The 17,689-nt window shown below is 74.7% G+C and carries 14 protein-coding genes; 3 read left to right on the top strand and 11 right to left on the bottom strand.

What is annotated here, in order from left to right:
• Positions 1–38: 38 nt before the first annotated feature.
• Positions 39–866 carry a pyrroline-5-carboxylate reductase gene (proC, locus tag ACIRST_RS24530; RefSeq protein ID WP_350521621.1) on the bottom strand — a complete coding sequence of 276 codons (828 nt, stop codon included), beginning with the start codon at positions 864–866 and terminating at the stop codon, positions 39–41.
• A 264-nt stretch (positions 867–1,130) separates the two neighbouring features.
• Here proC and ACIRST_RS24525 point away from each other — a divergent pair, with 264 nt between their 5' ends.
• Complete coding sequence (locus ACIRST_RS24525) at positions 1,131–1,580, top strand: hypothetical protein (RefSeq protein ID WP_350521622.1); 450 nt, start codon at positions 1,131–1,133, stop codon at positions 1,578–1,580.
• A gap of 134 nt (positions 1,581–1,714) precedes the next feature.
• Positions 1,715–3,043 carry a hypothetical protein gene (locus ACIRST_RS24520; RefSeq protein WP_350521623.1) on the top strand — a complete coding sequence of 443 codons (1,329 nt, stop codon included), beginning with the start codon at positions 1,715–1,717 and terminating at the stop codon, positions 3,041–3,043.
• A 28-nt stretch (positions 3,044–3,071) separates the two neighbouring features.
• Here the strand turns inward: ACIRST_RS24520 and ACIRST_RS24515 are convergent, their stop codons facing one another.
• The 9 genes from ACIRST_RS24515 to ACIRST_RS24475 all read right to left on the bottom strand — a co-directional run bounded on the left by ACIRST_RS24515 (position 3,072) and on the right by ACIRST_RS24475 (position 15,247).
• Complete coding sequence (locus ACIRST_RS24515; RefSeq protein ID WP_350521624.1) at positions 3,072–3,638, bottom strand: hypothetical protein; 567 nt, start codon at positions 3,636–3,638, stop codon at positions 3,072–3,074.
• Positions 3,639–3,731: 93 nt separating this feature from the next.
• A complete protein-coding gene (gene ilvD, locus ACIRST_RS24510; RefSeq protein ID WP_350521625.1) occupies positions 3,732–5,576 on the bottom strand; it encodes a dihydroxy-acid dehydratase in 1,845 nt (614 codons plus the stop codon).
• 214 nt (positions 5,577–5,790) lie between these two features.
• Positions 5,791–6,561 (bottom strand): class I SAM-dependent methyltransferase, encoded by a 771-nt coding sequence (locus ACIRST_RS24505; RefSeq protein ID WP_350521626.1) that lies wholly within the window; start codon positions 6,559–6,561, stop codon positions 5,791–5,793.
• A gap of 49 nt (positions 6,562–6,610) precedes the next feature.
• Positions 6,611–7,414, bottom strand: a complete 804-nt coding sequence (locus ACIRST_RS24500; protein ID WP_350521735.1) for a sugar phosphate isomerase/epimerase — start codon at positions 7,412–7,414, stop codon at positions 6,611–6,613.
• 679 nt (positions 7,415–8,093) lie between these two features.
• Complete coding sequence (locus ACIRST_RS24495) at positions 8,094–9,056, bottom strand: Ppx/GppA phosphatase family protein (RefSeq protein WP_350521627.1); 963 nt, start codon at positions 9,054–9,056, stop codon at positions 8,094–8,096.
• 156 nt (positions 9,057–9,212) lie between these two features.
• A complete protein-coding gene (locus ACIRST_RS24490) occupies positions 9,213–10,490 on the bottom strand; it encodes an SUKH-4 family immunity protein (protein ID WP_402804323.1) in 1,278 nt (425 codons plus the stop codon).
• A 792-nt stretch (positions 10,491–11,282) separates the two neighbouring features.
• On the bottom strand, positions 11,283–11,753 hold the full coding sequence (locus tag ACIRST_RS24485) for a DUF5959 family protein (protein WP_402804322.1): 471 nt from the start codon (positions 11,751–11,753) through the stop codon (positions 11,283–11,285).
• 105 nt (positions 11,754–11,858) lie between these two features.
• Positions 11,859–14,765: a toxin glutamine deamidase domain-containing protein gene (locus tag ACIRST_RS24480; protein ID WP_402804320.1), complete on the bottom strand. Its 2,907-nt coding sequence runs from the start codon at positions 14,763–14,765 to the stop codon at positions 11,859–11,861.
• Positions 14,766–14,791: 26 nt separating this feature from the next.
• Positions 14,792–15,247 (bottom strand): hypothetical protein, encoded by a 456-nt coding sequence (locus ACIRST_RS24475; protein ID WP_402804319.1) that lies wholly within the window; start codon positions 15,245–15,247, stop codon positions 14,792–14,794.
• 266 nt (positions 15,248–15,513) lie between these two features.
• Here ACIRST_RS24475 and ACIRST_RS24470 point away from each other — a divergent pair, with 266 nt between their 5' ends.
• On the top strand, positions 15,514–16,503 hold the full coding sequence (locus ACIRST_RS24470) for a hypothetical protein (protein WP_402804317.1): 990 nt from the start codon (positions 15,514–15,516) through the stop codon (positions 16,501–16,503).
• Between the two features lie 7 nt (positions 16,504–16,510).
• On the opposite strand, the gene ACIRST_RS24465 is transcribed toward ACIRST_RS24470, so the two are convergent.
• Positions 16,511–17,680, bottom strand: a complete 1,170-nt coding sequence (locus tag ACIRST_RS24465; RefSeq protein ID WP_350521632.1) for an NADH-quinone oxidoreductase subunit D — start codon at positions 17,678–17,680, stop codon at positions 16,511–16,513.
• Positions 17,681–17,689 lie beyond the last annotated feature (9 nt).

Here is a 17,689-nt window from a genome sequence, read left to right as displayed (position 1 = left end):
CCGCGATTGCGGGAGGGGTCGCGCAGGGTCCGGGCGTACTACTTCCCGCCGGAGGCCAGCTCCCGGGAGCGGTCCCGGGCCGCCTCCAGGGCGGCCAGCAGCGCGGCCCGCACGCCGTGGTTCTCCAGCTCGCGGATGGCCGAGATCGTGGTGCCGGCCGGGGAGGTGACCGCCTCGCGCAGCTTCACCGGGTGCTCGCCGGAGTCCCGCAGCATCACCGAGGCGCCGATCGCGGACTGCACGATCAGGTCGTGCGCCACCTGGCGGGGCAGGCCGAGCAGGATGCCGGCGTCGGTCATCGCCTCGACCAGGAAGTAGAAGTAGGCCGGGCCCGAGCCGGAGAGCGCGGTGGCCGCGTCCTGCTGGGACTCGGGCAGCCGCAGCGCCTTGCCGACCGAGCTGAAGATCTCCTCGGTGCGCGCCAGGTGCTCCTCGGTGGCGTGCGAGCCGCCGGAGATGACGCTCATCCCCTCGTCCACCAGGACCGGCGTGTTGGGCATCACCCGGACCACCGGGGTCCCGGCGGCGAGCCGCTCCTCGAACCAGGCGGTCGGAACGCCGGCCGCGGCCGAGATCACCAGCCGGTCCGCGCCGACGTGCGGGGCCAGCTCCTCCAGCAGGGTGCCCATGTCCTGCGGCTTGACCGCGAGGATCAGGGTGTCGGCGAGCTTGGCGGCCTCGGCGTTGGAGACGGCCACCACCCCGTACCGGGCGGCGAGTTCGGCCGCACGCTCGGGGCGGCGGGCGGTCACCAGGACGTCCGCGGGGCTCTTGCCGGCCCGCAGCAGACCGGAGAGCAGGGCCTCGCCGATCTTGCCGGTGCCCAGGAAGGCGATCTTCTGTCCGTGTGCTGCGCTGCTGCCCATGGTCCGCTCCTTGCCTCGGTACTGCGGCCATCCTCGCACCGCGCGGCGGGGCCCGGCGGGACCGTCCGGTCCGTGGTCGCCCGGTTCGGGGCGGGGTGGGCGGCGGGGCCCTGGCGGGGTGCGCGGCCGGGCCGGGCGGGGTGCGCGGCCGGGCCGGGCGGGATGAGGGAAGGGCGGCGGGGGCCCACCGCCCGTGCGCCCCTAGGGAGAAAACCAGGGGGTTCCCCTATGGCCTCCGGGGCCGGGCGGGCGCACCGTTGAACCATGGCACACGACGAAATGTCCCGACGTGAGAACCGGCAACTCGCCGTCGCCTCGGCGACCGTGGGCCCGTGGCGGACGGCCGCGGGGGTCGGTGCGGTGGTGGGGGCGACATCCCTGGGGATCGAGGCGATCTCCGGGAACTGGTCGCTGAGCATGCTGGCCGGACCGGCCGGCTGGGCCCTGTTCTTCTTCTTCCTGGTCGGCACCGTCGGCGGGCAACTGCGCCGCGACACCGCCGACCGACGACTGCGCCGCTGGGCGAACGACCACCCGTGGCAGTCGGCGCTCCCGGCGGCCGGCGGGCTGCTCGTCCTGAACACCCTGGCGCAGCTGTTCCTCGGCGACGCCGGCCTGTTCGGCGCCTTCTTCATCTCGCTGCTCCCGGCCGGCATCCTGCTGGCGATCGCCGGGGTGGTGGGCTCGGTCAAGCAGGCCCGGGGCAAGGACTGACGCCCGGCGCGGTTCCGGGCGGGCCGGGGTGAACCCGGGCGAAACGGGCTGAACCACCACCCGGTGCGCACGCGTTCACCACCCGGTGTGCCCCCGATCGACGCATCGTCACCCCCCGTCGTCATACTGGCGCGATGCCGATAGCCGAAGATCCGGAACCGCGCCCCACCAGGGGCGACGAGCCGGGCGGGTCCGACCCGTCCGGAACGGGTGCGAAGGACCCGTTCGCCGACCTCGTCCTGGACGAGGAGTTCGTCCGCAACGCCACCGTCGCCGAGCAGAGCGGGCGCACCCGCATGCTGGCCGCCCGGTGGAAGCACACCCCGCCGGTCGACCCGGGCGGCCGCCGCTCGGTCAACGACGGCCCGGCGCCCGCGCGCCGTTTCGGCCGCAAGCCGAAGCAGCCGGCGCTCGACCCCTGGGGCAACCCGCGCCCGCGCCGCCGACCGCAGTGGCGCACGCCGCTCTACGTCGTGCTGACCGTCGCCGTCCTGCTCGCGGCACTGAACATCGACGGGCTGCGCCGCTGGTACTCCGACCACTACGGGGGCAACTCGTCCTCGGCCGGACCGGTGCCGACCGTCGCCCCGGAGACAGCCAGGCCGACCTCGGCGCCGCCGACCGCCCCCGACGACACGCCGACCGTCGACCACCCGTGGAAGGGCTCCCCCGCCGAGGGCTGGCCGAACGGCGCGGAGGCCTTCGTGCTGCCCGACGCCAAGGCCATCGGCGTCTTCTCCGCCGACGAGGTCGCCGCCCAGCTCCAGTCGGTCAAGGCCTACCTGACGGCCGCCGACCTCGACCCCCAGGTGATCGCCGGCGCCCGCCCGGAGGCCGCCCTGGCGATGCTCGACCACGAGGAGCGGGCCTCCGCCGTCGCCGCCCTCGACCACCCCGGCAAGGACACCGACCCGACGGACTGGTTCACCCGCTTCGACCCGCGCGAGGCGGCCCTGGTCGGCGGCACCGTCAAGGTCCAGGGCCGGATGAGCATCGAGGGGGACGGTGACGGGGGCGTGCTGGTGCACACCGACTTCACCTTCGTCTACCCGCTGCAGCCGGGCCCCGACGCGGAGAAGCTGGCCTCGGCCCGCCGCCGCACGCAGGGCGCCACGCCGCCCGGCACCGCCCCGACCGGCACCGCCAAGCCCGTCGGCCTGGTCGTCCCGGCCGCCGACAACACGGGCAGCACCTGGACGGCCCGCACGATCGTCCGCAAGGTCGACGACTTCCGCTTCTACGACCCGAAGCGCTACAAGGTCGACGCGAAGAAGCTGGTCTTCGCCAAGACGCAGTCCGACGTGGGCAACAGCTCCTGCGACATCTACGACGGCTTCCTGCACCCGCAGTTCCAGCAGTTCGCCGATCACGACCCGGCACCGACCGGACCGACCAGCGACCCGTACGACCGGAGCAAGGACATCGCGCCGAACGAGCAGTGCGGGACGGCGAGCCGCAGCTGAACCCCGGCCGGGGCGCAGCCGGGCCGCGTCAGCGCTTGCGCTTGGCCCGGCTCGGCGGCGCGTCGGAGGGCCGGCCGCTACGGCCGGCCCGGCGCTTCTCGTACCGGGCCACGGCCCGCTGGTAGGAGGCGCGCTGCACCGCCTCGCCGGGCGCCTCGACCAGGCTGCGGGCGAAGTAGGCGGCCAGGGCGCCGGCGCTGCCGATGAGCCAGACCGCGCCGAGCGACTTGTCCTCGGCCATCCAGCCGGTCAGCTGGTCCTTGCCCTCGGTGAGCAGCTTCCAGGTGCGCCGAACGGACATCATCGAGCAGACCGCGATGGCGACGGTCATCAGCCCGTTGACGAAGGTCCCGTTGTCGGAGAGGGCGATGCCCTCGACGCCGAAGCGCAGCAGCAGCACCACCGCGGCCGTCGAGACCAGCGCACCGACGGACACGGCGACCCGGCGCAGCCAGTAGCCGCCGTCCCGGTTCAGCCAGCTGGTGCCGAACCAGCGGATCGGTTCCGGCTCGGGGCCGCCGACGGCCCTGGGGGCCGCGGCCGCCACGGGGGCTCCGGCGGCCTCGGGGGCGGGGGTGGGGGGCTGCTCGCTCACGCCGTCGATTATCACCCGACCGCCGCGAACGACGGAGGAGCCGTCCCGGCTTGCGGGACGGCTCCTCCTCGTACCGGCGGGTCCTGCCCGGTCTCAGCCGAGCTTGGTCACGTCGCGGACGGCGCCCTTGTCGGCCGAGGTGGCCATCGCGGCGTAGGCGCGCAGGGCCTGGCTGACCTGGCGCTCGCGGTTCTTCGGACGGTAGCCGCCCGCGGCCTCCAGGGCGCGGCGGCGCTCGGCCAGGACCTCCTCCGGGACCTCCAGGGAGATCGTCCGGCCGGGGATGTCGATGGCGATGGTGTCGCCGTCCTCGACCAGGGCGATGGTGCCGCCGGAGGCCGCCTCCGGGGAGGCGTGGCCGATGGACAGACCCGAGGTGCCGCCGGAGAAGCGGCCGTCGGTGACCAGCGCGCAGGCCTTGCCGAGGCCGCGGCCCTTGAGGAAGGAGGTCGGGTAGAGCATCTCCTGCATGCCCGGGCCGCCCTTGGGGCCCTCGTAGCGGATGACGACGACGTCGCCCTCCTTGACCCGCTTGGCCAGGATCGCCTCGACCGCGTCGTCCTGGGACTCGACCACGACGGCCGGGCCGCTGAACGTCCAGATCGACTCGTCCACGCCGGCGGTCTTCACGATGCAGCCGTCCTCGGCGAGGTTGCCGTACAGCACGGCCAGGCCGCCCTCGACGGAGTAGGCGTGCTCGACGCTGCGGATGCAGCCCTTGGCGGCGTCGGTGTCCAGCGACTCCCAGCGCTCGGACTGGGAGAAGGCCTCGGCGGAGCGGACGCAGCCGGGCGCGGCGTGCCACAGCTCGACGGCCTCGGCGGAGGGCGAGCCGCCGCGCACGTCCCAGGTCTTCAGCCACTCGGCGAGCGAGTCGGCGTGGACGGTGTGGACGTCCTCGTTGAGCAGCCCGCCGCGGTACAGCTCGCCGAGGATCGCGGGGATGCCGCCGGCCCGGTGGACGTCCTCCATGTAGTACGAGCCGTTCGGCGCGACCTTGGACAGGCAGGGCACCTTGCGGGAGATCGCGTCGATGGCCCGCTGGTCGAAGTCCAGCTCGGCCTCCTGGGCGGCGGCGAGCAGGTGCAGGATCGTGTTGGTCGAGCCGCCCATGGCGATGTCCAGGGCCATGGCGTTCTCGAAGGCGGCGCGGGTGGCGATCGCGCGGGGCAGGACGGAGGCGTCGTCACCGCCGTAGTAGCGGTTCGCGATCTCGACGACGTTGTGCCCGGCCCGCTCGTACAGCGCCCGGCGGGCGGTGTGGGTGGCGAGCACCGAGCCGTTGCCGGGCAGCGAGAGGCCGATGGCCTCGGTGAGGCAGTTCATCGAGTTGGCGGTGAACATGCCGGAGCACGAGCCGCACGTCGGGCAGGCGTTCTCCTCGATGATCGCGATGTCCTCGTCGGAGACGTTCTCGTTGACGGCCTGCGAGATCGCGTCGACCAGGTCGAGCTTGCGCACGGTGCCGTCGACCAGGGTGGCCTTGCCGGCCTCCATCGGGCCGCCGGAGACGAAGACGGTCGGGATGTTCAGGCGCAGCGCGGCCATCAGCATGCCCGGGGTGATCTTGTCGCAGTTGGAGATGCAGATCAGGGCGTCCGCGCAGTGCGCGTTGACCATGTACTCGACCGAGTCGGCGATCAGGTCGCGCGAGGGCAGCGAGTAGAGCATGCCGCCGTGGCCCATCGCGATGCCGTCGTCCACGGCGATGGTGTTGAACTCGCGCGGGATGCCGCCCGCCTGCTTGATCGCCTCGGAGACGATCCGGCCGACCGGCTGGAGGTGGGTGTGGCCGGGGACGAACTCGGTGAAGGAGTTGGCGACCGCGATGATCGGCTTGCCGAAGTCCTCGCGGGCTACGCCGGCCGCCCGGAGAAGCGCCCGGGCGCCTGCCATGTTGCGACCGTGGGTGACCGTACGGGACCTCAGCTCGGGCACTGTGCTCCACTCCTTCGGGCTCTCGCCGGCGCCCCGCCGGTGGGAGGGTGCGGGGGCCGCTGTGGCTACCGAGCCTACGCCCGCCGTCCGGGCGGCCGACGGGCCGTCCGCGATGCGGTCAGACGGCGAGTCGCGGGCGGGTGCACGGGTGCGGGCGGGTGGGGGTGGGTGTACGGGTGCGGCCCGGCGCGGGTGCGGCCCGGCGCGGGTGCGGTCAGCTCGGGGTGACGGCCACGGTGAGGTCGAGGGCGAACGGCTCGACCACGACGCCGTCCGGGAACTCGGTGAACATGGCCTCCCGCTCGGCCGCCAGCACCGGCGCGCGTTCCTCGGGCGTCAGCGACGCCAGGTACGAGCGGGAGGTGAGGTCGGTCAGCACGTGGTCGACGGTGACCCGCCGCTCCCAGTGCAGCACCGTCCGCTCGACCGCGAGGCCGGCCGGCTCGAAGTGGCCGGTGAAGCTGCTGATCCCGCCGTAGCCGCGGTAGCGGGCGGGCAGTGCGGCTGCCATCCGCCGGTCCCGGGCGCGCACCCACGGCACGGTCTCGTCGTGGACGTTCCACCAGACGGCGACGGCGCCGCCCGGCCGCAGGACCCGGACCGCCTCCGGGACCGCCCGCTCCGGGTGCGTCCAGTGGAAGGCCTGGGCGTAGGTGATCAGGTCGGCCGAGCCGTCGTGGAAGGGCAGGTCGTCCCCGCCGCCGCGGACCAGCGGCAGCGTGGGCGAGGAGGCCAGGAACTGCGCCGCCATGCCGGAGCTGGGCTCGACGGCGACGACCTCCGCGCCCCGGGCGGCCAGCAGTCGGGTGGCGATGCCGGTGCCCGCACCGACGTCCAGGACCCGCGCTCCCTTGAGGCCCCGGCCCCACAGCCGCTCCAGCGCGTCGAACAGCTCCGCGGGGTAGCCGGGACGGGCCCGGTCATACTCGGCGGCCACCGCCCCGAAGCTCCTGGCGGCCTCACGGTAGTCCTGCTCCTCCGTCATCTCTCCCCCTCCTTGCGGAAGTTCGCACCCGCAGCGGGGCGCACGGGGCTCAGCGTACGTGCGACGGGGTGGCCAGGTGCAAGCGGGTGAAGGCCAGTGCCTCGGCCAGATCGGCCTCCCGTTCGGCGGGCGACGCGGAGCGGCGGGTGTTGACCTCCAGCACCACGTGGCCGTCGAAACCGGTGCGGGCGAGGTGCTCCAGCAGCTCGGCGCAGGGCTGCTTGCCGCGGCCGGGGATCAGGTGCTCGTCCTTGCCGGATCCGCTGCCGTCGGCCAGGTGCACGTGGGCGAGCCGGTCGCCCATCCGCTCGACCATGGCGAAGGTGTCGATCCGGGAGGTCGCGACGTGCGACAGGTCGATCGTGAAGTGCCGGTACTCCTCGTCGGTGACGTCCCAGCCGGGCGCGTACGCCAGCACCTCGCGGTCGCGGTAGCGCCACGGGTACATGTTCTCGACGGCGAAGCGGACGTCGGTCTCGCCCGCCATCCGGTTGATGCCCTGGACGAAGTCCCGGGCGTACTGCCGCTGCCAACGGAACGGCGGGTGGACGACGACGGCACTCGCGCCGAGCTTCTCGGCCGCCGCCCGGGCCCGGACCAGCTTGGTCCACGGGTCGGTGGTCCACACCCGCTGGGTGATCAGCAGGCAGGGCGCGTGCACGGCCAGGATCGGCATCCGGTGGGCGTCGGAGAGCCTGCGCAGGGCCTCGATGTCCTGGCTGACCGGGTCGTTCCAGACCATCACCTCGACCCCGTCGTAGCCGAGCTTGGCGGCCAGCTCGAACGCCACGGCGGTGCTCGCCGGGTACACCGAGGCGGTGGACAGGACCACCTTGGTGTCGGGGATGTGCAGGGCCGGGTGCCTGGGCAGCACCAGCCGGTCGGTGGTGCGCAGCAGCGGCGGGCGGGCGGCCTCCCGGCGGGCGGCCTTGACCGAGCGCACCGACTGGACGGCCGCCTTGGCGGCGCCGGCGGCCCGGGCGGTGCGGGTCTCCTTCGGTGCGGCCTTGGCGGCGGCCCTGCGGGGGGCGGCCGTCGCGGTCGGGGTTGCGGTCGGACTTGCGGTCACGGACCGGCTCGGCTTCCCCGTCGGCCGCTCCGTCGCCTTCGGCTCGGCCTGGTTCGGCTCGGCCTGGTTCGGCTCGGCCTGGTTCGGCTCGGCCTTCCTCGGCTCGGCTTTCCTCGGCGCGGTCCTGTGCGGCGTGGAGTTCTTCGGCACGGTCCTGCCGGACGCGGTCCCCTCGGCGGTGTCGTCCTTCTTCGCGGCGGACGTCTTCGTGGCGGACTTCTTCGCGGCGGACGTCTTCGCGGTGGCCTTCTTCGCGGTGCGCTGGGCCGCCTTGGCGGCCTTGGCGGCCTTGGCGGCCTGCGCGGCGGTGGCGCCCTTGACCGCCTTGCCGAGCCGGCGGCGCGGGCCGTCCGGCCGCGACTGCCCGTCCCCGGGAGCGCGATCCTCCCGCGTTCCGTCCTCGCCCGCTGGTTGCACCACGGGAGACAGCGTAAGCGGAGCGCGCCCCGAACGGGACGCCGTCCTAGGGAGTGAGCTCCGGTCGGCGCCGGTCGGTGGGGCTGTCCATGGCGTCCAGACGGCGCAGGATGATGCCCTCGCGCAGCGCCCACGGACAGACGTCCAGCTCTTCGAGGCCGAACAGGTCCATCGCGGCGTCGGCGACCAGCGCACCGGCCAGCAGCTGCTTGGCGCGGCCCTCGGAGACACCGGGGATCTGCGCGCGCTCGGCGACGGTCATCGTGGCCAGCCTCGGCAGCCAGGCGGCCAGCCCGCTGCGGGTGAGCCGGCGGTCGGCGTACGGTCCGGCGTCGGCGGGGGCCGCGCCGGTCATCCGGGCCAGCTGCTTGAAGGTCTTGGAGGTGGCGACCGCGTGCTGCGGCGGCCCGAGCCGGGAGATCTCGCCGACGACGGTGGCCATCTCGGCCCGGATGTGGCGTCTCAGCTCGCGCAGCCCGTCCGGGTCCGCGACGTCCCCGGGCAGCCAGCGCCCGGTCAGCCGCCCGGCCCCCAGCGGCAGCGAGCAGGCGACGTCCGGCTGCTCGTCCAGACCGCAGGCGATCTCCAGCGAGCCGCCGCCGATGTCCAGGTTGAGCAGTCGGCCCGAGGACCAGCCGAACCAGCGGCGGACCGCCAGGAACGTGAGCCGGGCCTCGTCCTGCCCGGACAGCACCCGCAGCTCGACGCCGGTCTCGGCGGTCACCCGGCGCAGCACCTCCTCGCCGTTGGCGGCCTCGCGCACGGCGGAGGTGGCGAACGGCAGGATGTCGACGACACCCTTGTCCTCGGCGACCCGCAACGAGGACGCGACGTGGCCCACCAGCCGCTCGACGCCGGCCTCGCTTATCGCGCCGTCCGCGTCCAGCAGCTCGGCCAGGCGCAGTTCGGCCTTGTGGGAGTACGCGGGCACCGGGGCAGCACCCGGATGGGCGTCCACCACGAGGAAGTGGACCGTGTTGGAACCTACGTCGAGAACACCGAGTCGCATAAGTCTCCACGCTACGCGATCCGTGCCGGGGCGAGGGGGGTTGCGGTGGTGTTCGCGCTGGTCCGGCAGGCGCGGGGGCCTCGGGCGGGGCAGCCGTACCCGGTGATCCGAGGCGCCCGAGGGCCCTGTGGCGACGTCAGGTTCCCGGGCGCCCCGTCACAGCAAGCCGTCCCACAGCTGCTCCACGATGACGGCCCACCAGTTCTCGGGATCGGCGAAGACCGTGCCGTCCACCTCCACCAGGGCTCGCTGCAGGCGGTCCACCGCCTCGCCCGCGGCCACCGGGTCCAGCCCGCGCAGGGCGGGCCACCAGCCGGCGAACGCCTCCAGGCAGCGGACGAAGGCGCGCAGGTCCGCGTTGCAGTGGCGGACGGTCGCGTAGTCCGGGTCCACCGCCCGGACGGCGCCGTCCGCCGTGTCGAGCGCCACCACGGCCCAGCCGTCCGTCCCCAGCACCAGCTGCCCGGCGAGCGCCGACCGCTCGCGCTCCGCCACCCGGGCTCCCCGGCCGAGCGCGGCCAGGTGCGCGGCCAGCGGCGGCAGGACGGTGCCGGGGCGGGTACCGTCCGCGATCGCCTCCGTGCCGGGGTGGTGCAGCGCGAAGAACCCCGGCACGGCCGTCGGCACACCCACGGCCTGCAGCAACGCGGCCGCCTCGCCGGGGAGTTCGGCCCGCATCACGTCCGCCGCACCGAAGCGCTGCACGCCCGCCGGGCCGAACCGGTGCGCGAGCCGCGCGGCGAGCGCCGCGTCGGGCCCGGCCGGCTCGGTCAGTTCGACCGGCTCGACCGGCTCGACCGGACCGCTGCACGCCGGACCGTTCCGCACCGGACTGCCGTTTCGCACCGGGCGGGGGAAGGGCACCCGGTTGCGGGCCGGCCCGTCCGGGGGCGCGGGCAGCGCCCGTACGGCGGCGGCGCGGTGGTCGAACCGCGGGCCGTACGACAACGCGAAGTCCATGCGGACGTGCGGGAGTTCGGCGGCCAGCGCGTGGGCGCAGTAGCCACCGGGCAGGGCGCTGGGCCGCAGGTCGCCCCGGACGGCGAGCACGCCCTCGGCCGCCACCCCCTGCTCGCGCAGCCACCACCAGCCGCGCAGCGCCGGATGCGGCAGGCCCGCCGCCGAGCGCAGCGCCAGCGACCGCTCCTCGCCCGTGCCGTCCCGGTACGTCAGCTCGACGCGGGCGCCCCGGCCGGTCACCGGCGGCCGGGTCGGGTCGTACCCGCCCGCGCCGACGTAATCCCGGTACAGCCCGACCACTTCGTCCACCGGCACCGAGGGCCACACCGTGAACCGACCGCTCTCCCGGTCCACCACGGCACAGGCCGCCCCGACCTCCTCGGGCGCCCGCCGCTCACCGGTCCGCGGATCCACCGCCACCCGTGCGGGCTCCGCCCACACCACCCAGCCGAGCTCGAACTCGTGCGCGCACACCCGCCTGAGCGCCCCGGACCCCTGCGGCAGATCCCCGTTGATCCACCGGTGCCCCGCCTCCACCGCCTGCGCCCGCGAAACCACCCGGCCACCCCCGTCCCCGACACCCAACCCGACCGCGCCCCGACCCTACGCCCCCACCCAGCCCCTACTCCCCCGTCCACCCCAGGCGCGAATATGACGACCGGTCTACATATCCACCCGAATCCAGCGGCCCAGGGGGCGTCAACAGCGCGCGCAGAAAGTCGGCCCACCCGACTTCCTGCGCAAGCCGCCCGCTCTCGGCGGCACGAATATGAAGACCGGTCTACTGATTTGCTGCGGACCCCCGCCTCACACGCACAGAAAGTCGGCCCGACCGACTTCTCACGCAACCTCGCCCACCCCGAGCCCAGAATTATGATGCCTGGTCTACATAATCCCCGGGGCGCGGCCCCACCTGCACAGAAAGTCGGCCTGGCCGACTTCTCGCGCAACCCACCCACCGCTCGCTCAAAACTATGACGACCGGTCTACATATCCGGGCAGGGCCCGACGCCGCACCTCACCAGAAGTCGGCCCGGCCGACTTCTCGCGCAAGCCGCTCCCGATCCCGGACGCAGGGAATATGAAGACCGGTCTACATAACTGACCGCCGGCCTGCCCAAGATTGTCGAGCGCAGGAAGTCGGTCTGGCCGACTTCCTGCGCGAAACCTGCTCGGTGAACCCGACAGCGGGCCTGGCCGCCGGATGGAATGCGGCCGCGGGGACGTGCACTGTGATGTCGGCGCGGCGGGGGCGGGCGGCGCTGTTCAGCTCCGGCGGGGTGGGCGCCATTCGTACGTCATGGGGGCCGTCTCCACGACGTCGCTGGGCCAGGTCTGCCGGACCCGCTCCAGTCGGTCGTGGTGCTCGTCCGTCCAGTTCTCCGGCGGACGGATCCAGAGCATCGCGCTGAGCCGGTCGGGATCGTCGATCGTCACGGCCAGGGAGCGGTCCTCCTGCATGTGGAGGGCCAGGCTGAGCCCACGGTCTCCGCCGATGGTCGCGTCCGTTCCCGGGGCGAGGCGGCCGAGGTCCTGCTGCCAGGAGTCGAGGTCTCGCTGCGAGAGGTAGAGCTCCAGGCGGGCGTCGACGAAGTCGGTGTGCGCCAGGACCTCGGCCCGGAGCAGGTCGTGGCCGGTCGGCACGCCCGGCTGCAGGCGGCCGGTGACGCGCACGATGCAGTGGTCGCCGTCCGCGTCCGCCAGGTGGATCAGGTCCACCGTGTCCTGTTCGGTCACCGTCGGCCTCGCTCTCTCGTGCTGGTCCGGCGCGCATCCTCCCGCATCGCCGCTCTCACGGTCCGACCGCCCCATGACATCGCCCGCCCCACGACATCGCCCGGATCACGTCCGGCAGCCCGCGGGTGTGAGGTCGAGGGGGCGGCCTTCCGGGCCGAGGGCGATCGCCCAGAGGCCTTGGGTGGCGGGGTGGAGGGGGGTGGAGGCCTGGCGGGCGAGTTGGTGGTCGAGGTAGGTGACCGTGTCCCGGTGGTTGACGGCGTTCCAGGCGTGCGGGCGGCCGTAGGCGTCGAGGGTGAGGAGGACGGCCTGGGAGCCGTGGCCGGCGCGACGGAGGTCGTCGGCGAGGCGGTCGAAGGCCTGGCCGCTGTCGCCCAGGTCCCGGAAGGGGGCGCCGAGTTCGCGTTCGGCGCGGTCCCGGCCGCCGCGTTCGCCGGCGTCGCCCTCGGTGGGGACGCGCGGGGCGGCGCAGGTGGGCCGGCCGGTGTAGCACTCGACCGCGGAGAGGGCGATCTCCAGGCTGTTGTTGGCCCGGCCGGGTTCGCGGTGGCCGCCGTCGTTGACGGCCTCCGCCCAGCCGCCGACGGCCGGATCGGGGTGGCGGACGGGCAGTCCGTCCCCGTCGCGGGGCGCACGGCGTTCGAGCTCGGCCTGGTGTTCCGGGTCGACGGGGCCGAGCCCGCCGGGCAGCCCGTACGGGCGGCTGTCGGCGATGCTGCGCAGCCAGGTGGCCGGGTCTTCGGGGTGGGCTCCGTGTCGTGCGCGCAGGGCGAGTTGGAGGGCCATCGCGTGGGCGGTCGCGACCGGGACCGCGCCCCAGGCGAGGGTGGGGTCGGCGACGGTGGCGGCGGTGTCCCGGCGTCGGGCGTCCCCGTGGTGCGGCTCGGGTCGGCCGGGTACCGGGGTGGTGCCGACGAGCGGCGGCGCGGTCGGGGCCGGCGGTTCGGCGTGGGCCGGCGGGGGACCGAGGACGGGCGGCGGCGCGGCACCGACCGGAGGCCGCGGTGCGGGAGCGCCCGGCCGGGGTTCGGCGGAGCCTGCCCCGGCCGCCCCGGCCGCCCCTGCCCCACCAGCCCCTGCCCCACCGGCTCCCGACCCGCTGCCGCCTGCCCCGACACCGCTGCCGAACGGCGCCGCCGCGTTCGCGGGCCCACCCCCGCCCGCGAGCGGTCCGGGCCCGACGGCACCGATGGCACCGACGGCGCCGATGGTTCCGGTCATGCCGGCCGTACCGGCGGTACCTGCCAGGGGGTACCCGGCACCGTACGCCGCTGTCCCGAAGTGCCCGGCGACCCCGACCGGCCGGATCGCGGACGGAACGTCCACCGCCGGCCCGGGCGCGGCACCGGGCGCGGCACTCGGCACAACACCGGGCACGACGCCGGGCGACGAACCGGGCGCGGGCGGTGCGCTCACCGAGTCGGTCCGTACGGTCACCGGCCCGCCGCCGTGCGCCGGAGCGGAGCCGCCGGCCGCGGGGGCCTGGAGCGGGTAGTCCCCGTCCGACCCGCCCGCCGGGCCGCCGCCCTGGCGGACCGGCGCGGCAACGGACCGCCCGGACGCCCCGTCGTCCCGCGCGGGCGGCGTCCAGTCGCCGCCTCCGGCCGCCGCCCGGTGCTGGCTCTGCCACCCCCCGGTCGCGTACGAGGCCCCCGAGGCCACCGCACCGGCAGGCGCGCCCGCGGCGACGGCGGTGTCCACCCCACCCGCGCTCGCCCCGCCCGGCGGCCCCGCGACCGACCCCGCCGGGTCCGCCACGACGGTCGAGGCCACGGTCACTGCGCCGGGCACCGCGCCGGGCACCTTCGGATCGGCCGTCCCGTCCACGCCCGGGCCGTCGAGCGGCTTCCCGTCCCGGCCGGCCAGGGTGTCCGGCGCCGCCGGCCCGGCGAGCGGCACCCCGTGGATCTCCTTGCCGTGCTCGTCGGTGAGCACCGGCTGCCCGTGCTCGTCCAGCCGGACGGCCAGGTCGGCCACCCCGACGACCGGCTTGCCGTCCGGCCCGGGGACGACCAGCAGCCCGGAGGCGTCGTCCACCGGCGTGCCGTCGGCGCGGAGGATGACCGGCCGACCGTCCTGGCCGAGGACGGGCTGCCCGTGCTCGTCGAGCCTGACGGTGAGCCCGGGCACGCCGACCAGCGGCTTGCCGTCCCTCCCCGCGAGCAGGACCAGCCCGGAGCCGTCCGCGCCGAGCACGCCCGGTTCACCGAGGGCCACGGGCAGTCCGGCGGCACGCGGGTCGAAGGCGCCGGTGCGGTACGAGGCGGCGGTGACCCCGGTGCCCCGCGCGGTGCCGAGCCGGAGCAGGGCGACGGCGGCCGGCTCCTTGAGGGCTGCGGAGAGGGCGTCCTTCATGGCGCGGCCGAGTTCGCCGAGCAGCCCGCCGATCTTCAGCGCGGCAACCTCGACGGCGATCGCCGCCACACCCGCCGCGACCTGTTCGGTGGCGGTGTTCTTCACGTCGGCCGCGAGACCGCCGACGGCCTTCCTCAGCCCGCCGACCACCCCGTCCGCCCCTGCGCCTGTCCCCGCGCCCGCGCCTGTCCCCGCGCCCGCCGCGGTCCCCGTCCCCGGACCGGCGTCGGCCGCCGCGGCGACCTTGCCCGCCGCCTCCTTGGCCGCGGCGGCCCGCTGCTCGGCCTGCGCGAGGTCGGCGGCGAGCTGCTGCAGGGTTGCGATGATCTCGGCCTTGCAGGTGTCCACGGCCCTGGCGGCCGTGTCGAAGGCGGCGGCGACCAGCGCGACCGCGGCGTGCGCGTCGTCCAGGTGTCCCTTGCCGCCGCCGCTGAGGGTCTGCCAGTACGCGCCGAAGGACTCGACGGCGTGGCCGGAGTTGTCGGCGGTGACGCGCCGGACGGACTCGCCGCAGCGGCGGGTGAGGCGGTCGGCCTCCTTGCCGAACTCCCGCCAGACCCCGGCCGCCTTGCGCAGGCCCTCCTCGTCGGCCTGCGGCCACGGGTGGCCGGTCCTGGCCAGCACCGGCACCAGTTCTTCGGGCAGTTTCCGGGACACGCGCTTCCCCCTCCGAGCCGGGTCCGTCAGACCGACATGTCCGTGGGGACGGCGGGGGCCGCCCCCGGGGTTGCCCCCGTCGTCGAGTAGACCGCGGAGACCGCCGACGGTCCGGGCCCGACCCCTGTCCCGCCCTCGACCGCGGCGCCGAACCCGCCGGCCGCCGAGGTGTCCGTGTCCGTCGTCCGCTCGGCCATCGTGTGCAGCCCGGTCCCGACCTTGCCCACCTGCCCGGCCAACCCTCGCAGCCCGCCGACGAGTTCGCCGTGCGCCGGGCCGTACACGGCGGCGAAGCCGCTGCCGGGCGCGTCCGTTCCCCAGGGGGTGCCGAGCGCGGCGAGGTCCCGTTCCAGGGCGGCCACGGCCTTCGTCAGCTCACCCCCGAGCTTCTCGAACTCCCGCCCCTCGCCGTGCAGTTCCCACGGCTTGAGGACGAACCCGCCACCCGCACGGTCGGACGCCCCGGTGCTGCCGCCTGCCATCCCCGTACCTCCCCGTAGCGGACCGGCCGCCATCCTAGGCACGCCCGGGCCTCCGCCCGCAGCGCCCGCCGGACCTCTTCACCCCGCCTTCACCCGCACCGAGCCCGGCGCCCACCACCACGAGCCCACCGCCCACCGACCACCCCCGCGACGGCCCCGCACCCGGCCTCCACCCAGCCCCCCACCCACCGCGACCACCCCCGCCCGTAACCGCCGCCACGCCCTCAGCCCCGCCACCACCCCCGCGGAAGCTCTACCCTTGCCGGGTGGCACCAGCAGAAACGTCCAAGAAGAAGGCCAAGGCGAAGCCCGAGGCCTCCCCCGCCCCCGTCGACCTCGCGATGCCGACCCTGCGCCGCGAGATCCCGCGCGACGAGGTCCCGCTCGACTTCCCGCGCGCCTGGGTCGAGTTCGCCGACCCCGCCGACGAGGAGCAGGTCTTCCGCTGCGACCTCACCTGGCTGACCTCCCGCTGGTCCTGCGTCTTCGGCCAGGGCTGCCACGGCATCCGCGAGGGCCGCGGCGAGTCGGACGGCTGCTGCACGCTGGGCGCGCACTACTCGGACGAGGACGACGAGCAGCGCGTCCTGGGCCACGCGGCGCGGCTGACCCCCGAGCTGTGGGAGAACTTCGCCGAGGGCACGGACGCCAAGGGCCGGCTCGTCTCCGACGGCGGCATCACGATGCTGGACGAGGACGGCGACCGCCAGACCCGCCGGGTCAACGGCGCCTGCATCTTCGTGAACAGCCCGGACTTCGCGGGCGGCGCCGGCTGCGCCCTGCACGCGCTCGCCCTCAAGGAGGGCCGCGAGCCGCTGGAGACCAAGCCGGACGTCTGCTGGCAGCTGCCGATCCGCCGTACCTACGACTGGATCGACCGCCCGGACGACACCCGCTACCTGCAGGTCTCGATCGGCGAGTACGACCGCCGCGGCTGGGGTCCGGGCGGCCACGACCTGCACTGGTGGTGCACCGGCGCCCCGGCGGCCCACCAGGGCGCGGAGCCGGTGTACGTCAGCTACCGCCCCGAGCTCACCGAGCTGATGGGCCGGGCCGGGTACGACGTGCTGGCCCGCCTGTGCGAGGAGCGGATCGCCACCAAGGGGGACCGCAAGGTCGCCCCGCACCCGGCCGACCCCACCACGAAGGCCGCTGCCACGAAGGCCGCCACCACCGAGGCCGCGACCACAAAGGCCACCGGCAACAAGGCAGGGAAGGCCGGGAAGCCCGGGAAGACCGGAAAGGCCGGGAAGTAGGACCGACCTACTTGTCGATGTCGCCGACCACGAAGAACATCGACCCCAGGATCGCCACCATGTCCGCGACCAGCGTCCCCGGCAGCAGCTCGCCCAGCGCCTGGATGTTGTTGAAGGACGCCGAGCGCAGCTTGAGCCGCCACGGCGTCTTGTCGCCGCGCGAGACCAGGTAGTAGCCGTTGATCCCGAGCGGGTTCTCGGTCCACGCGTAGGTGCTGCCCTCGGGTGCCTTGAGCACCTTGGGCAGCCGCTGGTTGACCGGCCCGGCGGGCAGGGTGGCGAGCTTGTCGAGGCAGGCGTCGGCGAGGTCGAGCGAGTTGAGGGTCTGCTCCAGCAGGCACTCGAAGCGGGCCAGGCAGTCGCCCTCCTCGCGGGTGACCACGGTGAGCACCTGCCGCAGCTCCTCGGAGCCGTACGCGAGGTAGGGCTCGTCGCGGCGCAGGTCGAGGTCGAGGCCGCTGGCGCGGGCGATCGGGCCGCTGACGCCGTACGCCTGGGCCTGCGCCCGGGTGAGGACGCCGACGCCGGCGGTGCGGGCGCGGAAGATCTCGTTGCCGAGGACGAGCTCCTCGAAGACGGGCATCTGCGAGCGGACGGTCGCGACGGCGGTGCGGACCCGGCCGAGCCAGCCGGCCGGGAGGTCCTCCTTGAGGCCGCCGACCCGGTTGAACATGTAGTGCATCCGGCCGCCGGAGGCCTCCTCCAGCACGTGCTGGAGGTCCTCGCGGCCGGTGAAGGCGTGGAAGATCGGGGTGATCCCGCCCAGCTCCAGCGGGTAGGAGCCGAGGAACATCAGGTGGTTGAGCACCCGGTTGAGCTCGGCGAGCAGGGTGCGGATCCACACCGCCCGCTCGGGGACCTCCATGCCGAGCATCCGCTCGACGCCGAGGACGACGCCGAGTTCGTTGGAGAACGCGGAGAGCCAGTCGTGCCGGTTGGCCAGCATGATGATCTGCCGGTAGTCGCGGGCCTCGAAGAGCTTCTCCGCGCCCCGGTGCATGTAGCCGATCACCGGCTCGGCGGTGACGATGCGCTCGCCGTCCAGCAGCAGGCGCAGCCGCAGCACGCCGTGCGTGGCCGGGTGCTGCGGGCCGATGTTGAGCACCATGTCGGTGGTGCCCGCCTCGCCGGTGAAGTTCTCGGCTCCCGCCCCGATGCCGACCGTGGTCTCCCTCATGTCCCCAGA

Source organism: Kitasatospora sp. NPDC101447 (assembly GCF_044767225.1).
Taxonomy (GTDB): domain Bacteria; phylum Actinomycetota; class Actinomycetes; order Streptomycetales; family Streptomycetaceae; genus Kitasatospora.
The sequence above is the reverse complement of the archived record's forward strand: the minus strand, read 5'-3'. Positions and strand labels throughout refer to the sequence as shown.

Coding starts and splice junctions, on each gene's coding strand:
- proC (WP_350521621.1), bottom strand. CDS start 866: ATGGGCAGCAGCGCAGCACACGGACAGAAGATCGCCTTCCTGGGCACC.
- ACIRST_RS24525 (WP_350521622.1), top strand. CDS start 1,131: ATGGCACACGACGAAATGTCCCGACGTGAGAACCGGCAACTCGCCGTC.
- ACIRST_RS24520 (WP_350521623.1), top strand. CDS start 1,715: ATGCCGATAGCCGAAGATCCGGAACCGCGCCCCACCAGGGGCGACGAG.
- ACIRST_RS24505 (WP_350521626.1), bottom strand. CDS start 6,561: ATGACGGAGGAGCAGGACTACCGTGAGGCCGCCAGGAGCTTCGGGGCG.
- ACIRST_RS24495 (WP_350521627.1), bottom strand. CDS start 9,056: ATGCGACTCGGTGTTCTCGACGTAGGTTCCAACACGGTCCACTTCCTC.
- ACIRST_RS24475 (WP_402804319.1), bottom strand. CDS start 15,247: ATGGCAGGCGGCAGCACCGGGGCGTCCGACCGTGCGGGTGGCGGGTTC.
- ACIRST_RS24465 (WP_350521632.1), bottom strand. CDS start 17,680: ATGAGGGAGACCACGGTCGGCATCGGGGCGGGAGCCGAGAACTTCACC.